General features: G+C 60.7%; 19 protein-coding genes and 1 pseudogene. 7 read left to right on the forward strand and 13 right to left on the reverse strand.

The features are described from left to right. The first annotated feature begins 141 nt into the window (after positions 1-141). The 4 genes from AK821_RS09920 to AK821_RS09935 all read left to right on the forward strand — a co-directional run bounded on the left by AK821_RS09920 (position 142) and on the right by AK821_RS09935 (position 3397). Positions 142-1536, forward strand: a complete 1395-nt coding sequence (locus AK821_RS09920; protein ID WP_064389776.1) for a COG3014 family protein — start codon at positions 142-144, stop codon at positions 1534-1536. A gap of 110 nt (positions 1537-1646) precedes the next feature. Next, positions 1647-2027: a YcfL family protein gene (locus AK821_RS09925; protein WP_064389777.1), complete on the forward strand. Its 381-nt coding sequence runs from the start codon at positions 1647-1649 to the stop codon at positions 2025-2027. A 35-nt stretch (positions 2028-2062) separates the two neighbouring features. After that, complete coding sequence (lpoB, locus tag AK821_RS09930; RefSeq protein ID WP_064389507.1) at positions 2063-2650, forward strand: penicillin-binding protein activator LpoB; 588 nt, start codon at positions 2063-2065, stop codon at positions 2648-2650. 3 nt (positions 2651-2653) lie between these two features. Continuing rightward, a complete protein-coding gene (locus AK821_RS09935; RefSeq protein WP_064389508.1) occupies positions 2654-3397 on the forward strand; it encodes a penicillin-binding protein activator LpoB in 744 nt (247 codons plus the stop codon). Between the two features lie 60 nt (positions 3398-3457). Here AK821_RS09935 and rhtB read toward each other — a convergent pair whose 3' ends face one another. The 3 genes from rhtB to AK821_RS09950 form a co-directional block, all read right to left on the reverse strand. Further along, positions 3458-4090 (reverse strand): homoserine/homoserine lactone efflux protein, encoded by a 633-nt coding sequence (gene rhtB, locus AK821_RS09940; RefSeq protein WP_034152015.1) that lies wholly within the window; start codon positions 4088-4090, stop codon positions 3458-3460. Between the two features lie 166 nt (positions 4091-4256). Beyond that, positions 4257-4838 carry a mechanosensitive ion channel family protein gene (locus AK821_RS09945; protein WP_016985893.1) on the reverse strand — a complete coding sequence of 194 codons (582 nt, stop codon included), beginning with the start codon at positions 4836-4838 and terminating at the stop codon, positions 4257-4259. Then, a complete protein-coding gene (locus AK821_RS09950) occupies positions 4838-6748 on the reverse strand; it encodes an ATP-binding cassette domain-containing protein (protein WP_038359116.1) in 1911 nt (636 codons plus the stop codon). Before AK821_RS09950 ends, AK821_RS09945 begins: the two co-directional genes overlap by 1 nt. 50 nt (positions 6749-6798) lie before the next feature. On the opposite strand from AK821_RS09950, the gene AK821_RS09955 reads away from it, so the two are divergent. Continuing rightward, positions 6799-7260 (forward strand): TIGR02444 family protein, encoded by a 462-nt coding sequence (locus tag AK821_RS09955; RefSeq protein WP_064389509.1) that lies wholly within the window; start codon positions 6799-6801, stop codon positions 7258-7260. Here AK821_RS09955 and AK821_RS09960 read toward each other — a convergent pair. Then, positions 7257-8450, reverse strand: a complete 1194-nt coding sequence (locus AK821_RS09960) for an AlgP family protein (protein WP_064389510.1) — start codon at positions 8448-8450, stop codon at positions 7257-7259. The genes AK821_RS09955 and AK821_RS09960 overlap by 4 nt on opposite strands. A gap of 192 nt (positions 8451-8642) precedes the next feature. On the opposite strand from AK821_RS09960, the gene AK821_RS09965 reads away from it, so the two are divergent. Further along, positions 8643-9308 carry an FKBP-type peptidyl-prolyl cis-trans isomerase gene (locus AK821_RS09965; RefSeq protein WP_064389511.1) on the forward strand — a complete coding sequence of 222 codons (666 nt, stop codon included), beginning with the start codon at positions 8643-8645 and terminating at the stop codon, positions 9306-9308. A 59-nt stretch (positions 9309-9367) separates the two neighbouring features. Here the strand turns inward: AK821_RS09965 and AK821_RS09970 are convergent, their stop codons facing one another. From AK821_RS09970 to AK821_RS31390, 8 genes and pseudogenes are all read right to left on the reverse strand, one after another. Continuing rightward, positions 9368-9826, reverse strand: a complete 459-nt coding sequence (locus tag AK821_RS09970) for an Rsd/AlgQ family anti-sigma factor (protein ID WP_064389512.1) — start codon at positions 9824-9826, stop codon at positions 9368-9370. A 183-nt stretch (positions 9827-10009) separates the two neighbouring features. Continuing rightward, complete coding sequence (locus tag AK821_RS09975) at positions 10010-10561, reverse strand: disulfide bond formation protein B (RefSeq protein ID WP_064389513.1); 552 nt, start codon at positions 10559-10561, stop codon at positions 10010-10012. 220 nt (positions 10562-10781) lie between these two features. Further along, complete coding sequence (locus AK821_RS09980) at positions 10782-12020, reverse strand: heme biosynthesis protein HemY (RefSeq protein WP_064389514.1); 1239 nt, start codon at positions 12018-12020, stop codon at positions 10782-10784. Beyond that, complete coding sequence (locus AK821_RS09985; RefSeq protein ID WP_064389515.1) at positions 12017-13159, reverse strand: uroporphyrinogen-III C-methyltransferase; 1143 nt, start codon at positions 13157-13159, stop codon at positions 12017-12019. The genes AK821_RS09980 and AK821_RS09985 overlap by 4 nt, the downstream gene beginning before the upstream one ends. A gap of 16 nt (positions 13160-13175) precedes the next feature. Further along, positions 13176-13937 (reverse strand): uroporphyrinogen-III synthase, encoded by a 762-nt coding sequence (locus AK821_RS09990; protein WP_064389516.1) that lies wholly within the window; start codon positions 13935-13937, stop codon positions 13176-13178. Beyond that, complete coding sequence (gene hemC / locus AK821_RS09995) at positions 13934-14875, reverse strand: hydroxymethylbilane synthase (protein ID WP_064389517.1); 942 nt, start codon at positions 14873-14875, stop codon at positions 13934-13936. The genes AK821_RS09990 and hemC overlap by 4 nt, the downstream gene beginning before the upstream one ends. Before the next feature lie 138 nt (positions 14876-15013). Then, entirely contained in the window at positions 15014-15760 is a 747-nt protein-coding gene (locus AK821_RS10000; protein WP_007911111.1) for a LytR/AlgR family response regulator transcription factor, read from the reverse strand. Further along, a pseudogene (locus AK821_RS31390) lies at positions 15757-15990 on the reverse strand (sensor histidine kinase); the annotation flags it as partial. The pseudogene AK821_RS31390 and the gene AK821_RS10000, both read right to left, overlap by 4 nt. 242 nt (positions 15991-16232) lie before the next feature. Between AK821_RS31390 and argH the strand changes: the two are divergent. Then, positions 16233-17627, forward strand: a complete 1395-nt coding sequence (gene argH / locus AK821_RS10005; RefSeq protein ID WP_064389518.1) for an argininosuccinate lyase — start codon at positions 16233-16235, stop codon at positions 17625-17627. A 107-nt stretch (positions 17628-17734) separates the two neighbouring features. Here argH and AK821_RS10010 read toward each other — a convergent pair whose 3' ends face one another. Then, complete coding sequence (locus tag AK821_RS10010) at positions 17735-18394, reverse strand: glutathione S-transferase family protein (RefSeq protein ID WP_064389519.1); 660 nt, start codon at positions 18392-18394, stop codon at positions 17735-17737. Positions 18395-18418 lie beyond the last annotated feature (24 nt).

An 18418-nucleotide genomic window follows, 5' to 3' on the forward strand; every position in this document is an offset into this window, starting at 1 on the left:
CGCAAGCCTAGCTCAACCAGTGCTGGCCTGGCACCTGACAGGCCGCGCAGAAGCTGTGCAAAACAGCCAAGCACATTGCCACCACTGATCCTTATAATGCGCCACATCAGCCCCTTTGCGCCCAAGGAAGAAGCCACCGTCATGCGTCACTGCCTGCTGTTGACTGTGCTGCTCAGCATCGTTGCGCAACTCAACGGATGCGCCGCTTACCGCAATTACGACCTGGAAATGCAGCAAACCACCGATCAACTGATGATGGGCAATGTCGATGCCGCGCTGTACCTGATCGAGTGGAACAACCCGTGGGAATCCAAGGATCTGCTCTATTACTTCGAAAAAGGCGCGGTCCTCAGCCTCGGCAGCTTGCTGCCCGAGAGCCAGATGGCCTGGCGCAGTGCTGACCAGATGATTGCCCAGCGCGAAGACGCCGTGCCTTCCGCACCGATGAAATTCCTCGGTCAATTAGGCCGGGAAATGGGCGTCATGTTGGTCAATGACAAACTGCAGCGCTACGACGGTTATGACTACGAAAAGGTCATGCTGACCACGCAAATGGCCCTCAACCAATTGTCCGTCAACGACTTCGAAGGCGCCCGGACCGACATCAAGAAAACCCACGAGCGCGAAGCACTGATCGCCCGAGCGCGCGAGCACCAGTACGACGAAGCCGAAGAGCTAGCCAAGGCACAGGGCATCAAGGTGCATTACAAGGACCTGCGGGGCTACCCGGTGACCACCCTTGATGCGCCGTCGGTCATCGAATTGAAAAACGGTTACCAGAGTGCGTTCAGCCATTATCTGGCCGGTTTCACCTATGAGGCCTTGGGCGAGCGTGATCTGGCTGCACCGGGCTATCGGCAAGCCATCGAACTGCGCCCCAACGTACCTTTTCTCGAGCAAGCATTGCGCAATCTCGACAAACCGCCGGCGCAGGCTGACGAAAGCGACGTGTTGATCGTGGTGCAAAGTGGCCTGGCCCCTGCCCGCGCCTCGGTCAAAGTACTGATTCCAGTGCAGCTCAATGAAACCCTGGTCATCGAGGCACCGATTTCCTTTCCGGTGATGGTGCCGGACACGGTCACGCCGTCTTTCGACTCGATCAAGGTCGATGCGCGCAAACGCCCCTTGAGCCTCATCAACAGCGTTACCGACATGGCGACGCGCACCTTGCGTGATGACATGCCCGATATCATTGAATCGGCGCGGTTCCGCGCCAATATGGCGGCCGTCGGCCAAGCTTCTTACAACACCCAAAACCCCACCAAGGCCTCACTGGTCGTGACCGAAAAAGATTTATTCGAAGAGGCGGATACCCGCACCTGGCGCACCCTGCCCGATAAGACCCTGGTAGCGCGACTGCGCCTGAAAAAGGGCAACCACACCATCAATGCGCCCAATGCTGCCGGTACGCTGACCGTTCGCATTGATCGTGATCACCAGGTCATCAACCTGCGGGCATTCGGCGACCGGTTATTTATCATCGGCACGGCTTACGTACCGCCGACAGCGGCGGTGTCGGACCTGAAAGGGAAATGACTCAAGTCGTGCGTTGGCGCTTGAAGAAAATCGGGCAGACCGTCAATCTGCCGAGCATCGGCGTGTGCCCCGTCACCCGCCTCGGACAACCTCAAGAACGGAGTCTTTGCATGCGCTTCAAACTCATCGCGGTGGCGGCCTTCGCCTTGCTGACCAGCGGTTGCGCAACGCCTCCACCGTCACCCCCGGCCCCGGGCAGCGCGGCGAGCAAAGTGGTGGCGATGGGCGAGCTGAAGAACATTGCGGTCGGTAACATGCGCGTCGCCCGGGAAAACGGCTTCATGACCGTTGGCGTGCAATTGAACAACACCGACAAGCGCAACAAGACCTTCTATTACCGTTTCGCCTGGCTCAGTGCTGAAGGCTTTCCAGTCGCCGACGATGAAGTCTGGAAACCCCAGTTGATCTACGGCGGACAGAACAGCTTCCTCCAGAGCATCGCTCCCACCCCGAAAGCCGTGGACTTTCGTCTGGAACTCCAGACGCCTTGAACCCGACGCCCTATTTCGTTCCAGAGAGCACTCCCATGTTTGCACGCGTCTCCTGCCTCGCCGTTTTCGCCTTGCTGGTCTCCGGTTGTGTCGACAACTCGCCAACCCTGGGCAGCAGCAATATCAGTTACGGCGACCCCAGAGCGGTTGAAACCGTCACCAACGAGTTCGGCTCCACCGACCTGCAGATGATCGCCGAGTCGATGACTCGCTCGCTGGCCCAGTCCGGGGTTCTGCAGGGCCGTCCGGTGGTTCAGGTCTACGACGTGATGAACAAGACCAGCGAATACATCGACACCCGCGAAATAACCACCAGCATCAAGACTCAGTTGATGAAATCCGGGGTGGCCCGCTTCGCCAGCGACAACACCGCGATGCAAAGCCAGATCGATCAGCTCAAGCTGCAAAACCAGAGCGGCCTGTACAAGAAGAGCACCGTGGCCAAGACTGGCAACATGATCGCCGCCAAATACCGGCTTGAAGGTTCGATCAGCTCGATCGTCAAGCGCAGCAGCGATTACAAGGACGTCTTCTACAAATTCAGCCTGCAACTGATCGATGTCGAAAGCGGTCTGGCCGAATGGATGGACGAAAAAGAAATCCGCAAAACCACGGAGCGTTGATCGATGCGCACATGGATTGGCCTGTTGGCCCTGGCTTGCGCGTTCAGCGTGCAGGCGGCCCCGAAAGTTGCTGTTGCCGACCTGGCGTACGAAGAACGCGTGGAGCAATACATTCACACCATCTCGGCGCAGAGCAATCACCAGGAGAGTTATTACGGCGCCAGCGGCTCGTCCAGCTATGAAGAATACGAGACGCCCAACAGCTACATCCAGCAGACCGAATTGCGCCGGTTCACCGGCGACATCAAAGGCGAAATCCTCCGTACCGGCATGTTCCAGTTGATCCAAGGCAAGCCGTACACGGCGTCGTCCAAGGGCGATGTCTACGACGTGATCAAGCGGATCAAGGCTGGCAGCTACAAGGGCGCCGACTATGTGCTCTTCGGCACGGTGTCCGACATCGACTTCACTCAGGACATGAACGAGCTGGCGAACACCGACAGCTATTCGGCGGTACTGGCCCTGACACTGGTCGCGGACTTCAGCCTGATCAATACCAAGACCTACGAAATCATCTCGGCCTTCACCGCGATGGGTGAAGCGCAGGACACCAAACTGGTGAACAGCCGGGACATCCATGTGTCGCTGAACCGTCCACGGGTAGTCCGTGACGTGTCCAAGGCCTTGGGTGAGGATGTCGCCGGGCAATTGAGCCAGCAGCTCGGCGGTGGCAGTTACGAACCATCGCGCGAGCCGGCTCAGCGCAACAACCTGCCGCCAGATACGGCGCCGGTGATTTTGCGCTGAGTAACTCGCAGGCAATAAAAAGGCGACCTCGGGAGGTCGCCTTTTTTGTGCCTGTGGGGTTTACGCGGCGGCTTTGCGCAACGTCGCCATAAACGCCGCCGCGCCGATGAACAGCCCGGCAAACGTGCGGTTCATGCGTTTCTGCTGCTGCGGTGTGCGCAACAGACGCAAGACCTTCGACGCCAGACCGGTGTAACCGGCCATCACAATCAGGTCGACACAGACCATGGTCACGCCGATCACCACGTACTGAATCAACAGCGGTGCATGCGGGTTGATGAACTGCGGCAGCACCGCGAGCATGAACACCAACGCCTTGGGGTTGCTGATGTTGACCAGAAAGCCACGGAACACCAGCGCCAGCGGCTTGCCGATCGGCCGCACCGCCGCGTCATCGCTCATGTCCATGGGCAGCGCGCGCCATTGCTTGATGGCCAGATACACCAGGTAGGCGACGCCGAACCATTTGATCGCGTGGAAGGCCGTGGCCGAAGCGGTGAGGATCGCGCCAACGCCGGCGCCGACAATCGCAATCTGTACAGCCAGACCGATTTGCAGACCGAGCGCATTCCAGTAGCCGCGCCAGAACCCGTATTGCAGACCGCTGGACATCGACGCAATGGCGCCAGCACCCGGGGAAAGGCTGATCACCCAGCAGGCGGCAAAAAACGCCAGCCATGTTTGAAGCTCCATCGCACACCTCACATCTGAATCGTGACAGACGCTCAAGCTAATGCGGATTGGGCCTAAAAGCAAAAAATCGCAGCCTGCGGCAGCTCCTACATGGGAATGCGATCCTTGTAGGAGCTGCCGCAGGCTCGGGCCGCGATCGGACGATCTTTTGATCTTGCTTTAAGACTTACTTCTCAAACCCGCTGGAAGGAAACACATCCGTCCCGCGCCAACGCCGCACCGAGCGCTGGAAGAACAAGCTGTTCGGCACCTGCACCATCGCGCTGCCAGTCCCCAACTCTTCCGCCTCGATCAACGTGGTGTAGAGCAGATTGATCGCCACCACTCGCCCCTTCACGCCCGGCTTGTCGGTGGTGTCCACCAACTCAACGATATCGCCCAGGCGAAACGGCCCGACCGTGAAGATCAGAATCGCGCAGAGCAAATTCGACAGCACACTCCACATCGCGAAGAACGCGACCGCCGCCACCGCGACGAAACCCGACAACGCCGTCCACAACACCGTGGCCGAGACGCCGAGGCGCTCCAGGACGAAGATCAGCGCACTGCCCATGATCAGCCAGCGCAGCACTCCACGCAGCGGCATCAGCAATTGCGGCGGGAACGGATAGCGCTCACCCAGTCGGGTCAGGCCTTTGGCGACAAAGCGCTGGGTGAGATAGCCGGCCAGCAGGATCAGCAGAATCTGCACCGTAAACCAGATCGGCTCGACCCACACCGCCGGCAGCGGCAGCTTGAACGCTTCCATCAGGACAGCGCCTCCAGCTCCGCCTGCATGCTTTCCAGCACCTCGAGGGCTTCCATCCACGCTTCTTCCAGCTCGCCTTCGCGAACCTTCAGCTTGGCCTGTTCGGCCAGCAGATCACGCAACTCGTTCTTGCGCGCCGGCTCGTAGATGTCGCTGTCGCCGAGGCTGGCATCGACCTTGGCAAGCTTCTCGTGGAGCTTGCCCAGTTCGGCTTCGAGCTTGTCGGCCTCGCGCTTGTGCGGCGCCAGTTGCTGACGCAACGCCGCAGCGGCCTGACGCTGGGCCTTCTTGTCGGTCTTGTCCGGGTTCACCGGAGTATTACTGACAGGGGCATTGCGCTGACGGTATTCCACCAGCCAGCGTGCGTAGTCTTCGAGGTCGCCATCGAACTCCTCGACCTTGCCGTCAGCGACCAGGTAGAAATTGTCGGTGGTGCTCTTGAGCAAGTGCCGATCGTGAGACACCACCAACACTGCGCCGCTGAATTCCTGCAATGCCATGGTCAGCGCCAGGCGCATTTCCAGGTCGAGGTGGTTGGTCGGTTCGTCGAGCAGCAGCAGGTTCGGCCGTTCCCAGGCGATCAGCGCCAAGGCCAGTCGGGCCTTTTCGCCACCGGAGAAATTCAGCACCGGTTCGTCGATGCGTGCGCCACGGAAATCGAAACCACCGAGGAAGTCGCGCAGGGTCTGCTCGCGCTCGGTCGGCGCCAGACGCTGCAAATGCAGCAACGGGCTGGCCTTGGCGTCCAGCGAATCGAGCTGATGCTGAGCGAAGTAACCGACCACGGTGTTCTCGCCACGGGTCAGGCGCCCGCCCAGCGGAGACAGCTCGCCGGCAAGGTTCTTGATCAGGGTCGATTTACCCGCGCCGTTCGGGCCGAGCAGGCCGATCCGCGCACCCGGGGTCAGTTGCAGCTTGACCTTCTCCAGGATGGTTTTGTCGCCGTAACCCAGACGCGCATCGGACAGGTCGATCAGCGGGCTGGAGATCTTGGTCGACTCGCGGAAGACGAAGTCGAACGGCGAGTCGACGTGGGCGGCCGACAGTTCTTCCATCCGCTCCAGGGCCTTGATCCGGCTCTGCGCCTGACGGGCCTTGGTCGCTTGCGCCTTGAAGCGGGCGATGTAGCTTTCCATGTGCGCACGTTGCGCCTGCTGCTTCTCGTAGGCCTGTTGCTGTTGGGCCAGACGCTCGGCTCGGGCGCGTTCGAACGCGGTATAGCCGCCGCGATAGAGGGTGATTTTGCGCTGATCGACATGCGCCACGTGATCGACGACTTCGTCAAGGAAGTCGCGGTCGTGGGAGATCAGCAGCAAGGTGCCCGGGTAGCTTTTCAGCCACTCTTCGAGCCAGATGATCGCGTCGAGGTCCAAGTGGTTGGTCGGCTCGTCGAGCAGCAACAGATCCGACGGGCACATCAGCGCTTGCGCCAGGTTCAGACGCATGCGCCAGCCACCGGAGAAATCCCCGACCTGACGATCCATCTGTTCGTTGGTGAAACCCAGGCCGGCGAGCAACTTGCGCGCCCGCGCATCGGCGGTGTAACCGTCGGCACTGTCGAGTTCCGAGTGCAGGCGGGCCTGAGCGGCACCGTCGTGCGCCGCTTCGGCAGCGGCGAGGTCACGTTGCACCTCGCGTAGACGCAGGTCGCCATCGAGCACATAGTCGACGGCAAGACGCTCGAGCGTCTCGATTTCCTGGCGCATGTGAGCGATGCGCCAGTCAGCCGGCAGGAAGCAATCACCCGAGTCCGGGTGCAGTTCACCCCGAATCAAGGCGAACAGGCTCGATTTGCCGGCGCCGTTGGCACCGATGAGGCCGGCTTTGTGGCCGGCGTGCAGGGTCAGCTCGGCGTCTTCTAGCAGACGTTGCGGGCCACGCTGTAAAGTCAGGTTCTGAAGTCGGATCATAATGGCGGCGGAGTCTACCAGCTTCGCTCACAACTGGCGCGAGTAGCACGATGTCCTCTGACCTGTGGAGCTTTTCCCTTGCCACCTACGCCCGACCGGGCGTGGAAGACGCCTGCCTGCAACTGCAAACGGCGGGCGCCAATGTGTGCCTGCTGCTGTGCGGTTTATGGCTGGAGCAGCGCGCAGTGACTTGCGATGAACAACGCGTTCGCCAGCTTCAGGCGCTGACCGAACCGTGGGATATCGATGTGGTGCAGCCGCTGCGAACACTGCGCATGCAATGGAAATCGCGTGCGGCGGATGATGCGGTGGTGAAAGGCATGCGCGAGCAGATCAAGTCACTCGAGCTGGAAGCTGAGCGAGCATTGCTGTCACGGCTTGAAGGTGTGGCGCAGGAATGGACGCGAAACGACGCAGGTTCGATCACCTGGCTTGAAGGCTTGGCCGGCACTGCAGCCAACCCGAACCGCGACGCGCTGCAAGTGCTGCGCGTCGCGGCGACCGGCACTTAGGAAGCGCTGGTCGGGTTATTGCTGACGCTCGACGCAGCGGCTGGCGATGGCGCAGTCGAAGGGGTCGAGGTAGTCGCGGCTGGAGCAGGTGCCGATGGCGCAGCCGAGGTTGTCGGTGCGGCAGGCTTGGCGGCAGGCGCGGTAGCCGGTTTGGCGGCAGCTGGTTTGGCAGCGGCTGGCTTTTTAACGGCTGGTTTTGCAGCTGGCTTGGCGGCTGGTTTCGCAGCAGCAGGCTTGGCAGCAGCAGTCGCTGGTTTGGCAGCAGCGGCCGGTTTAGCGGCTGGCTTGGCTGCCGGTTTGGCGGCAGCTTTCACGGCTGGTTTTGCAGCCGGTTTTGCAGCAGCTTTGGCTGGCGCTTTTGCAGCAGGTTTGGCTGCAGCTGGTTTAGCGGCAGCGGTTTTAGCAGCAGGTTTTGCAACCGCTTTGGCAGCTGGTTTAGCGGCGGTTTTCGCTGGAGCAGCTTTGGCTGCGGCTGGCTTCGCAGCTGGTTTAGCAGCGGCGGCACGGGTAGCCGGCTTGGCAGCGGCAGTGCGCGCAGCAGGTTTTGCCGCTGTGGTTTTAGCTGCTGGTTTTGCAGCGCTCGCCGCAGCAGGTTTCTTCGCTGCAGGTTTTGCAGCCGCTTTAACAGCTGGTTTTGCAGCGGCTTTCACCGGTACTTTTGCAGCGGGCTTGGCAGCGGTTTTAGCAGCAGCTTTTGCAGCAGGCTTGGCCGCCGCAGTTTTCGCTGGAGCTTTGGCTGCAGCAGGTTTGGCCGCGGCTTTCTTCGCCGGTGCCGCTGCTGGTTTGGCCGAGCGAGTCGACAATACTTTGCCCACGGCTTCTTGAACGCGGCCCACGCCCTGCGCCAGTTTCAGGCTTTCCTGGGCATCGCGCTTGAGTTGCAGGATGTAGCTGCGGGTGTCGGACTGACGATCTTTCAAGGCATCGAGCAGGTCTTCGAGTTCTTTCACTGCGCCCTTGGCTTTGGTCTGTGCCTTGGCTTTACCGGCAGCAGCTGCGTCCTGCAATTTGGTGCGGGATTTGTGCAGTTTTTCCTGCGCCTTGCCGCGTTGCTTTTCCAGTTTGGCGAGCAGTTTTTCAGCATCAGCCAAGGCTTGCGAGCAAGCGTTTTCCAAATGCTCGAGCAAGCTGCCCGAGAGTTGTTGGAGTAAGTGCAACGGAGTATTTACAGGCTTCTTGGTGGCCGACATGGTTTACCTCCTGGCTGACGTGAGTGCGGCTCATACTAGACCTCTGCAGTTACCGCCGCTAGGGCATCTTGACAGTATCGATTGCGTTGCGTTGCACCGAAGTGAAAATGTTCTGCGCGAAGGCAAAAGCAGTTCACCGTTGCAGACGTTCGCGCTGGCATAATCCACCGCATCTCAGGACGGAGAGTGCCCATGTCGCGCTACCTTTTTTTATCCCTCTGCATGGTTTTTTCGGCAGCCCACGCCGACGAAAAAACCACCGCGAATGACGCTCATGATCTGGCCTACAGCCTCGGTGCAAGCCTGGGCGAACGGTTGCGTCAGGAAGTGCCACAATTGCAGATTCAGGCATTGATCGAAGGCTTGCAGCAAGCCTATCAGGGCAAGCCACTGGCACTGAGCGAAGCTCGCATCGAACAGATCCTCGCCGATCACGAGTCGCAGAATGCCGAGCGTTCTTCGCAACCTTCGAGCGACGCCGCGATGGAAAACGAACAGCGTTTTCTCACCACCGAAAAAGCCAAACCGGGTGTGAAGGAATTGGCTGACGGCATCCTGCTGACCGAGCTGGCACCAGGCACCGGGGCCAAGGCCGGCCCGGATGGAAAAGTGCAGGTGTTGTATACAGGTCGCCTGCCTGATGGCACGGTGTTCGATCAAAACACCCAGCCGCAATGGTTCAACCTCGACAGCGTGATTGCCGGTTGGCGCACTGCATTGCAAAACATGCCGGTGGGGGCGAAATGGCGCTTGGTGATTCCTTCGGATCAGGCCTATGGCGCCGACGGTGCCGGTGACCTGATCGCGCCTTTCACGCCGCTGGTGTTCGAGGTGGAATTGCGCGGCGCGACGAGTTGATCAGGCAATAAAAAACGGTGCGCTTTCGGGCGCACCGTTTTTTTTATCAGCGTTCGGGATCAGGCCTGAACCGGATCTTCTTCCTTGTGTGCTGTGTGCAGCACTTCAATCAAACAATCTTCGAGTTCGAAGCGCTCGTGCAGCAGGCCACCGAGCTCTTTGAATTTCTCGGCAACGCATTTGCCTTCATCGCACAGATCGTTGAACGCGAGCAGCTTCTCGGTGATGACATCGATACGCGGATAGATCGTATCGGCAAGTTCAAGGCCGCGCTTGTCGTTGAACGCCTTGGCTTCGCCAGTCAGCTGTTCGTAGATTTCGAAGTGCCCTGCCGAGACGTAATCGACCAGCACGCCGCAGAATTCCTGCAAAGGCTTGCGGCTCTCGGACAGCGACTCAGGCTGCGCACCGAGCTTGTCGTAGGCACCGATCAGATCTTCACGCTCCTGCAACCAGCGGTCGATCAGCAGATGAACTCCACCCCAGCGTTCCTGAGCATTCTGACAACTTTCGAGCATGGCGATCTCTCTTCCCTTGTGGGTCATGCTGCTCTACACCCGCGCCCCTCTTTTGATGTTGGCTTGGGGGTCGGCCGGGCAGAGCGTCATCGAGCAACATAAATCCAATGACACGTGCGGGCCAGATTATGCCCGCACGCCTATGGCTTCAAGGTACGCAGGAGATAAAGTTCATACAAGTGTTTAATCCCTGATCGGCCTGCGGTGCGACGCTTCGCCGCTGAGCGGTTGTTGCAGAGCGTTCCAGACCAGTCGTATCAGTTGGTAAAACGCCAGAATCGACATTGCCACAAAAAACAGCAGACTCCATTCAGGGATGCTCAGGTCGAACAGCGTCCAGGAAATTTCCACACAATCGGCGGTGCCGCTCACCATGCGCAGGACCGCGCACAACCAGGGCATGTTGCTGAAGAATGTCTCGGGAGCAGGCGAACATTCGACCAGTTGTAGCACCGAATCGCTCTGCATCAACACCTGCCGCCAGGCCGCCGCCGTACCTCCGAGGCTCGCGCAAAGCGCAAACACCCAGTAGAGCGAGAGACCGGCACGTCGCGGTCCATGTACCGCCGCCAGACCACAGCAGACGGTCAGCAGTGTCATGCACAGTCGCTGAACCAGGCACAGGCTGCACGGCACCAGCCCAACCGCGTATTCAAGGTAATAGGAAGCTCCCAGGGCGACAGCCCCCGCAGTGAAAGCAATGAAAAACAAGGAGCGTGAGCAGGCCAACGACATGGCTTTTCCGTAACAGTAGAGACAGGCAGTTACGGTAGAGGAAAGCGCGTCGGCCTTTCAAGGCAGGCAGCTGCCGACACTTCACCAGAGGTGTAGGGAAATCCCGACAGGCAAGAGAGGAATTGATGTAGGACGCTGTAGGACTTTGCCTGGGACGCGTCTTGGCGAGGATTTTTCTGTCATCCGGTGCAGGAGGGAGCACGCCCCTCCCCCTGTTATTTCATGCATGAACCGGAACCGGCAATGGCGCGGCCAGAAGACGCTCATCGAGCAGGCCAAGGCCCTCTTGAAACAGTTGATTACTGCGTTCGGTATCGCCGAGCTGTGCAAGCAGGCGTGCCAGCTCTGCACAGGCTTCGGGATTACGCTGTACGCGCAGGCTGCTTTCCAGATAGTCCCGAGCCTTGCCCCACAAACTGGTTTGCAGGCACAGACGTCCCAGGGTCAACAGCAGGCTTGGATCGGCCGGGTGTTCCTTGAGCCAGCCTTCCGCCGTTTGCAACTGGCGCGCCGGATCGCTGCCGCGCACCAGACCATAAAGACGCGCCAGATGACTGTCGTACCTGCGCTTGATAGCGGTTCGCAGCACTTCCTCCGCTTCGACCTGAGCGCCCAGCTGACGTAGCTGTTCCGCATACGCCAACACCAGCGGCGGCTCCTGACGCTGCGCCGAGGTGAGCTGTTCCCATGCGCGCTTGAGCGACTGCAGCCCTACCGTCCCGTCCTCCTCGCGATGCGCCGCCAGCGAAAGGTTCTCACCCCAGGCACGACGCTCCAGTTCAGTCAGTTCTGCTGGCGGCAGGACTTTATCCTTGCGCAGCTCCGGCAACAGACGGATCACCGACGACCACTCACCGCGCTGTTGATGCAAGCGCTGCAACTGACGCAACGTCTGCGCATTGCGCGGGTGGCGCTCATGCATCGCCTGCAGCGTGACCAGCGCACCATCGGTATCACCGCGATCGGTCTGCAACTGCGCATGACTCAAGGCAATCGCCAACTCGGCTTGCGGCTGACGTTCCAGTGCACGCTCCAGCAAGTGATCGCACTCTTCGTAATTACCCTGCTCGTTGGCCGCACGTGCAGCGCCAAGGTAGTACAAAAGCGGTTGGCGCTCGGCTTCAGCTGCGCGAGACAAATGCCGCTGCGCGCTGGCCCAACGGCCTTCCGCCAGATCCAGTTGACCGTGCTCGATGGCCACCTGCACGCGACGACTGCGATTGCGCCGCGACCATGGATTGACCACGCCGCTGGAGGTCATGACCAGTTCGACCAGCGCCTTGATGCCCCAGATCAGCAGCCACAACACCGCGATCACCGCGAGTGTCGCCCACAAGCTCGCTTCATAGCGCAAGCTCTGGTAAGCGATCAACACGTAACCGGAATGCTGCGCCACGGCAAAACCCAACGCCGCCGTCGCCGCGATCACCAGAAACACGATTACATACAGGCGTTTCATGGCGTGGCCTCCTGCGCGGTGTTGGCGGCAGGTTTGGCGAACGGTTTCACCGACTCTTCAGCATTGACGTTACGTCGCTCCAGATATGCCTGCACCGCACTCAGGGTGCCAGCCAGATCCGGGGTATTGACCGTGACCGGTTCCTTGCTCAGCTCGGCGACCTGCTCCAGCATCACTTTGCTTTGCGGGTTGTCCGGATTGAAATTGCCTTTGAGCACATCCCGCGCCTCGGCCAGCGCCTGGGTGTAGACCGGCGCCTGACCATTCAGGGCTGCCCACTGCGCCTGCTCAAGCGCCAGGCTCAAGGCCAGGCGCACCTGACTCAGGCTCTGCCCGGCCAGCAGCGGTCGCACATTCTTGTCAGCGTTGAAATCGATGCGGATGTAGCGCGAAACCTGATCCCACCATTGCGCCCAGCGACTGGCGCCATCGCCATCGGCGGTCAGGCCCAGCAGCGATTCACCACGATCCTTGTACTCCGGCGCCAGCTCGGTGAGGTCGATGACCTGATCGCGCAACGCGCCGAGGCGCAGGAACAGACCGGTGCGATCCGGTTGTGCCGTGCTGCGCAAAGCGACGAGGGTTTTCGCCACTTGCTCGCGAGCGGCAAACGAGCCGGGGTCATTCTGTTCACGAAGGATTTCATCCGCGCCTTGCACCAAGGCCTGTGCGCTGCTGATGTCCTGCAATGCCGAAAGACGCAGGCTGGCCAGACGCAACAAGTGCTCGGCCTCGGCCAGACGCCAGTCCTTGCGGCTGGCCCCCAGCACTGTTTCCAGACGCTGATTGAGGCGCTGCTGATCACCCTGAAGCTGCGTCACCAGACGCTGGCGCTCGGCAAGTTCATCGGCGCCCGGCAACTGCGCGAGGCGCTCGGTCAGACGCTGTTCATTGAGCTTCAGGCTCTGCGCCTGATCGTTCAATGCCTGCACTTCACCGGACTGCTGTTGCGTGTTGGTCTGCAGGTGGCGCCCCTGCCAGACACCCCAGCCCCCGATCGCGACGCCGGCAGCGCCGAGCAACAGGGCGACGATGGCCAGTCCATTGCCTCGGCGCGGCTCTGTGGCCGGCGGTGGGGTTTCAACCTGGGCGTCGATCACAGGCTGGACATCATCTTTAGGCAAGGCTGTTTCGCTCACGTATCCATCCTTTGCATTAGAAAACGGGCTGGGGACGTTCCCGCAGCGCCGTCAGCAAAGCCGCGGCACTCGCGCCGCGGCAATCCACAACTGTTTGAGCCCCGGCGGCACGTGCCAGCTCGGCGACCCTTGGGCTTGGAACAAACAACGGCAACTGCGCAATGCTCGACCAGGCATCGCCGGCCATCTGCTGCAAGTGCTCGAAACCCTGTCCACTGCTGACCACCAGCCCGTTCAAGCGTTCCGCTTCAATCCGCCGCGACAGCTCCTGCGGCGGATAGGCTGGCAGGTCACGTCGATACAATTCCAGATACTCGACACTAGCACCAAGCGCACGCAGGCGCTCGGCGAGTAGCTCGCGACCGCCCTCGCCGCGCAGGATCAATACCTGCGCACCGGGCTGACTGACGGCCTCACGCAGACGCGGTAATTGCAGCAATGCTTCGCTGTCATCGCCGGCGGCCGGGAAGTTCGCGTCCAGACCATGATCGCTAAGAATCTGCGCAGTTGCCGCGCCGACGCTGAACCACGGCATCGCCAGCGAAGACGAATTACCGAGCAGATCCAGCGCAATGCGAGCCGCCGGTTTGCTGACCACGACTACCGCTTTGCAACCCGGCAACCGCGCAATCGCCTGACGGATTTTCGCAGAGACCGGCAGCGGAACAATGTCCAGAAGCGGCAAACAGCTACTGAAAATCCCCTGCTCGGCCAACGTCTGCGCCAGCGCCGCACAGTCCTCCGCAGGGCGCGTCAGCAGCAGGCGCCAACCGGTCACTCGTGACCTGCCTCGCCGTAGACCGCTTTGAGAATATCGGCAGCACCCTGGCGCAACAGGTCTTCGGCAACCTGCACACCGAGCGCTTCGGCCTCGGCGCGTGGTGCCCGGGCTTCTGCGCTGAGCAGCTTGCCACCGCTCGGCTCACCGACCAGACCGCGCAACCACAACTGCTCGCCTTCGAGCACGGCGTAGCAGGCGATCGGCACTTGGCAGCCGCCATTCAAATGTTTGTTGAGGGCACGCTCGGCGGTGACGCGCGACGTGGTATCGGCGTGGTGCAGCGGCGCGAGCAAGGCGTGGATTTCAGTGTCGGCACTGCGGCATTCGATGCCGACCGCGCCCTGACCACCGGCCGGCAGGCTGTCATCGACGCTGATCGCCGAGGTGATGCGATCTTCAAAACCGAGACGGATCAGGCCGGCCGCCGCAAGGATGATCGCGTCGTACTCACCGGCATCGAGCTTGGCCAGACGGGTGTTGACGTTGCCGCGCAGGAAGCGGATCTCAAGATCCGGGCGGCGCGTCAGCAATTGCGCCTGACGACGCAGGCTCGAGGTACCGACGATGGCGCCGGCAGGCAACGCGTCGAGGCTGGCATAGGTATTGGAAACGAAGGCATCGCGCGGGTCTTCACGTTCGCAGATGCAGAACAGACCGAGGCCTTCCGGGAAGTCCATCGGCACGTCTTTCATCGAATGCACGGCGATGTCGGCTTGGTTTTCCAGCAGTGCGGTTTCCAGTTCCTTGACGAACAGGCCCTTGCCGCCGATCTTCGACAATGGCGAATCGAGCAGCTTGTCGCCGCGACTGACCATGGGCACCAGCGTCACCAACAGGCCCGGGTGGGCCGCTTCCAGACGGGCTTTGACGTATTCGGCCTGCCAGAGGGCCAGCGCACTTTTACGGGTGGCGATGCGGATTTCGCGAGAGGACATGGATCAATCCGTACTGAATAGATACGGCGGATAATAACAGCTCAGCCAAATCCACTTTGACTTGAATCAGAGTCGGCGCGGCCTCCCTGGCCTGCAATGCCCGGTGAAAAGAAGTTCGAAGCACCGGAAAATACCGGGCTACAGGCCCTGCATCATTTTGCGCACACCGGCGACATGCCGACGGCTAACGATCAGCGCATCGCCATTGAGCCCTTTGAGGAACAACTGGAAATGCCCCAGCGGCGTACGTTGCAGACGTTCGATGCGGTCGCGGGCGACCAGGGCGTTGCGGTGGATACGCACAAAGCGCTCGCCGAACTCGTCTTCCAGCGCCTTCAGCGGTTCGTCCAGCAGCACTTCACCGGCCTCGTGGCGCAAGGTCACGTATTTATGGTCCGCAATGAAATAGACCACCTGATCCAGCGGGATCAGTTCGATACCTTTGCGGGTGCGGGCGCTGATGTGGCTGCGCGGGCCGGTGCCGCTTTCGGCAGCGGGACGGGTCAGGGCCGAGAGTTGCGCCCGGTTGGGACGTTCAGCCCGTTTCAGGGCGTCATGCAGATGTTCGGTTCGCACGGGTTTCACCACATAGCCCACGGCGCTGGCCTGCAGGGCTTCCACGGCAAATTCATCGGGGCTGGTGCAAAACACCACGGCGGGCGGCGTTTCTCGTTCGCACAGACGGGCAGCAACCTGCAGGCCATCGAGGCCTGGCATGCGGATATCGAGCAGCACGATATCCGGCTTGTGGCTGTCGATCAGTGCCAACGCCTCCTCGCCATTCGTGGCGCTGGGCTCCAGAACTGTATAACCCTCGAGCTCGCTCACCATTCGGCTGAGGCGCTCGCGAGCCAGTGGTTCGTCATCAACGATCAGGACATTCATATTGCGCTGGATTCCTGCGTGAGTCTCGCACAAGGATAGCGTAGACAGGTGAAGTGACGTCCGTCACCGCGATCCACGCTAAGACTAGCCCGAGCGCCAAAAAGTGCCGTACGTCGGCCAGCAATATTTGCCAGTGTCCGGTTCGTACCGCTCGAAGCCCGCCGTTTCTCGCGTTTTTCACGGGGATTGCCGAAGGACAATTGCACCCACCCCCTCTTCTTATAGTCGGCGGTCAGACCTTTGCGCGATCCGCAGTCACGCCGACCCTTATGTCCTACTGTAGACGCTCGTCGGAACGACATTGCTCAATCGAAAAATATCCTTGCGCAAATCCGCCGGGGGCAGCGCCGACTATGGCCGAGCCAATGAGAAAAAAACGTATCGACCGGTGTCAGCGACAGTCCGGGCAACCCTGTTATTATCCGCGCCAGCGTTTCACGCCTTTTTTCTTCAAGCCGATACGAGCGAATTCATGAGCACTGACAAGACCAATCAGTCCTGGGGCGGCCGCTTCAGTGAACCCGTCGACGCCTTCGTCGCCCGCTTCACCGCCTCCGTCACTTTCGACCAGCGCCTGTATCGCCACGACATCATGGGCTCGATCGCCCACGCCACCATGCTGGCCAAGGTCGGCGTGCTGACCGATGCCGAGCGCGACAGCATCATTGATGGCCTGAAGACCATTCAGGGCGAAATCGAGGCCGGCCAGTTCGACTGGCGCATCGATCTCGAAGACGTGCACATGAACATCGAGGCGCGCCTGACCGATCGCATCGGCGTCACCGGCAAGAAGCTGCACACCGGGCGCAGCCGTAACGATCAGGTGGCCACCGACATCCGCCTGTGGCTGCGCGACGAAATCGACCTGATCCTCGCCGAAATCACCCGCCTGCAAAAAGGCCTGCTGGAACAAGCCGAGCGCGAAGCCGCGAGCATCATGCCCGGCTTCACCCACTTGCAGACCGCGCAGCCAGTGACCTTCGGGCACCACATGCTGGCCTGGTTCGAAATGCTCAGCCGCGACTACGAGCGTCTGGTCGACTGCCGCAAGCGCACCAACCGCATGCCACTGGGCAGTGCTGCGCTGGCCGGCACCACCTACCCGATCGACCGCGAATACACCGCGCAACTGCTGGGTTTCGATGCTGTGGGCGGCAACTCGCTGGACAACGTTTCCGATCGCGACTTCGCCATCGAATTCTGCTCGGCCGCGAGCATCGCGATGATGCACTTGTCGCGTTTCTCCGAAGAGCTGGTGCTGTGGACCAGCGCGCAATTCCAGTTCAGCGATCGGCCGGACCGTTTCTGCACCGGCAGCTCGATCATGCCGCAAAAGAAAAACCCTGACGTGCCAGAGCTGGTGCGCGGCAAGACCGGCCGTGTGTTCGGCGCACTGATGGGCCTGCTGACCTTGATGAAGGGCCAACCGCTGGCCTACAACAAGGACAACCAGGAAGACAAAGAGCCGCTGTTCGACGCTGCCGATACGCTGCGCGACTCGCTGCGGGCCTTCGCCGACATGATTCCGGCGATCAAACCGAAGCACGCGATCATGCGTGAAGCAGCGCTACGTGGTTTCTCCACCGCGACCGATCTGGCGGACTATCTGGTGCGTCGTGGCTTGCCGTTCCGTGATTGCCACGAGATCGTTGGCCACGCCGTGAAATACGGCGTGGACACTGGCAAGGATCTGGCCGAGATGAGCCTGGAAGAACTGCGCCAGTTCAGCGACCAGATCGAGCAGGACGTGTTTGCCGTGCTGACCCTGGAAGGCTCGGTGAATGCCCGTGACCATATCGGCGGCACTGCGCCGGCGCAGGTCAAAGCGGCTGTGGTGCGCGGTCAGGCCCTGATCGCTAGCCGCTAACAGCCAAAAGCCAAAAGCATCGCGAGCAGGCTCACTCCTACATTGGAATGCGTTCCCCTGCAGGAGTGAGCCTGCTCGCGATAGCTGCCTTCAACTCACTACAAACCTCACTTCTTGGCAGCGATCATCGCCAAAAACGCCGGCATCGCCGCTTCCTTGTCCGCCGCAATCTTCTGCACATGCGGATTCTGCTCAAGCTTCTCCAGCAATGCTTTCGCCTGCGGCATCTCTGCCAGCAAATCAATCCCGAACAGCTTCTGCCCGACCGCACAGGCCAGCGGTACGCTGTAGAGGAAGTACAAATCGGCAATGCTCAGGCTGTCGCCCGCCACGTACGGGGCGAATTTGCCGTGCCGGCCCAGCGCCGCAAAACCCAGCTGCAATTCAGTCTTGGTCTTTTCCTTGATCGCCTCCGGCAGGCTGATGCCGAAAAATGCTTCGCCATAACAGGCACGCCCCGGCAACTCGATGTACAGCTCGATTTCCTTGGCGATCGCCAGCACCTGCGCGCGCTCGAACGGATCGCTCGGCAGCAGCGGCGTGCCTTTCTGGGTCTGTTCGAGGTATTCGAGAATGATCGCGGTCTCGTTAATGAAACCGGCGTCCACGCCCAGCACCGGTACTTTGCCGCGCGGGCTGATGGCCAGTGATTCCGGGGTCGGTGTCGGGTAGAACGTGACCTCTTCGAACGGCAGGCCTTTTTCCAGCAGCGCCAGTTTGACCATGTTGTAGTAGTTGCTGACTGAGAATCCGTAGAGCTTGAGCATCACATAGCCTCCAGGCCGTGCGGG

Source organism: Pseudomonas sp. RIT-PI-r (assembly GCF_001297015.1).
GTDB lineage: Bacteria > Pseudomonadota > Gammaproteobacteria > Pseudomonadales > Pseudomonadaceae > Aquipseudomonas.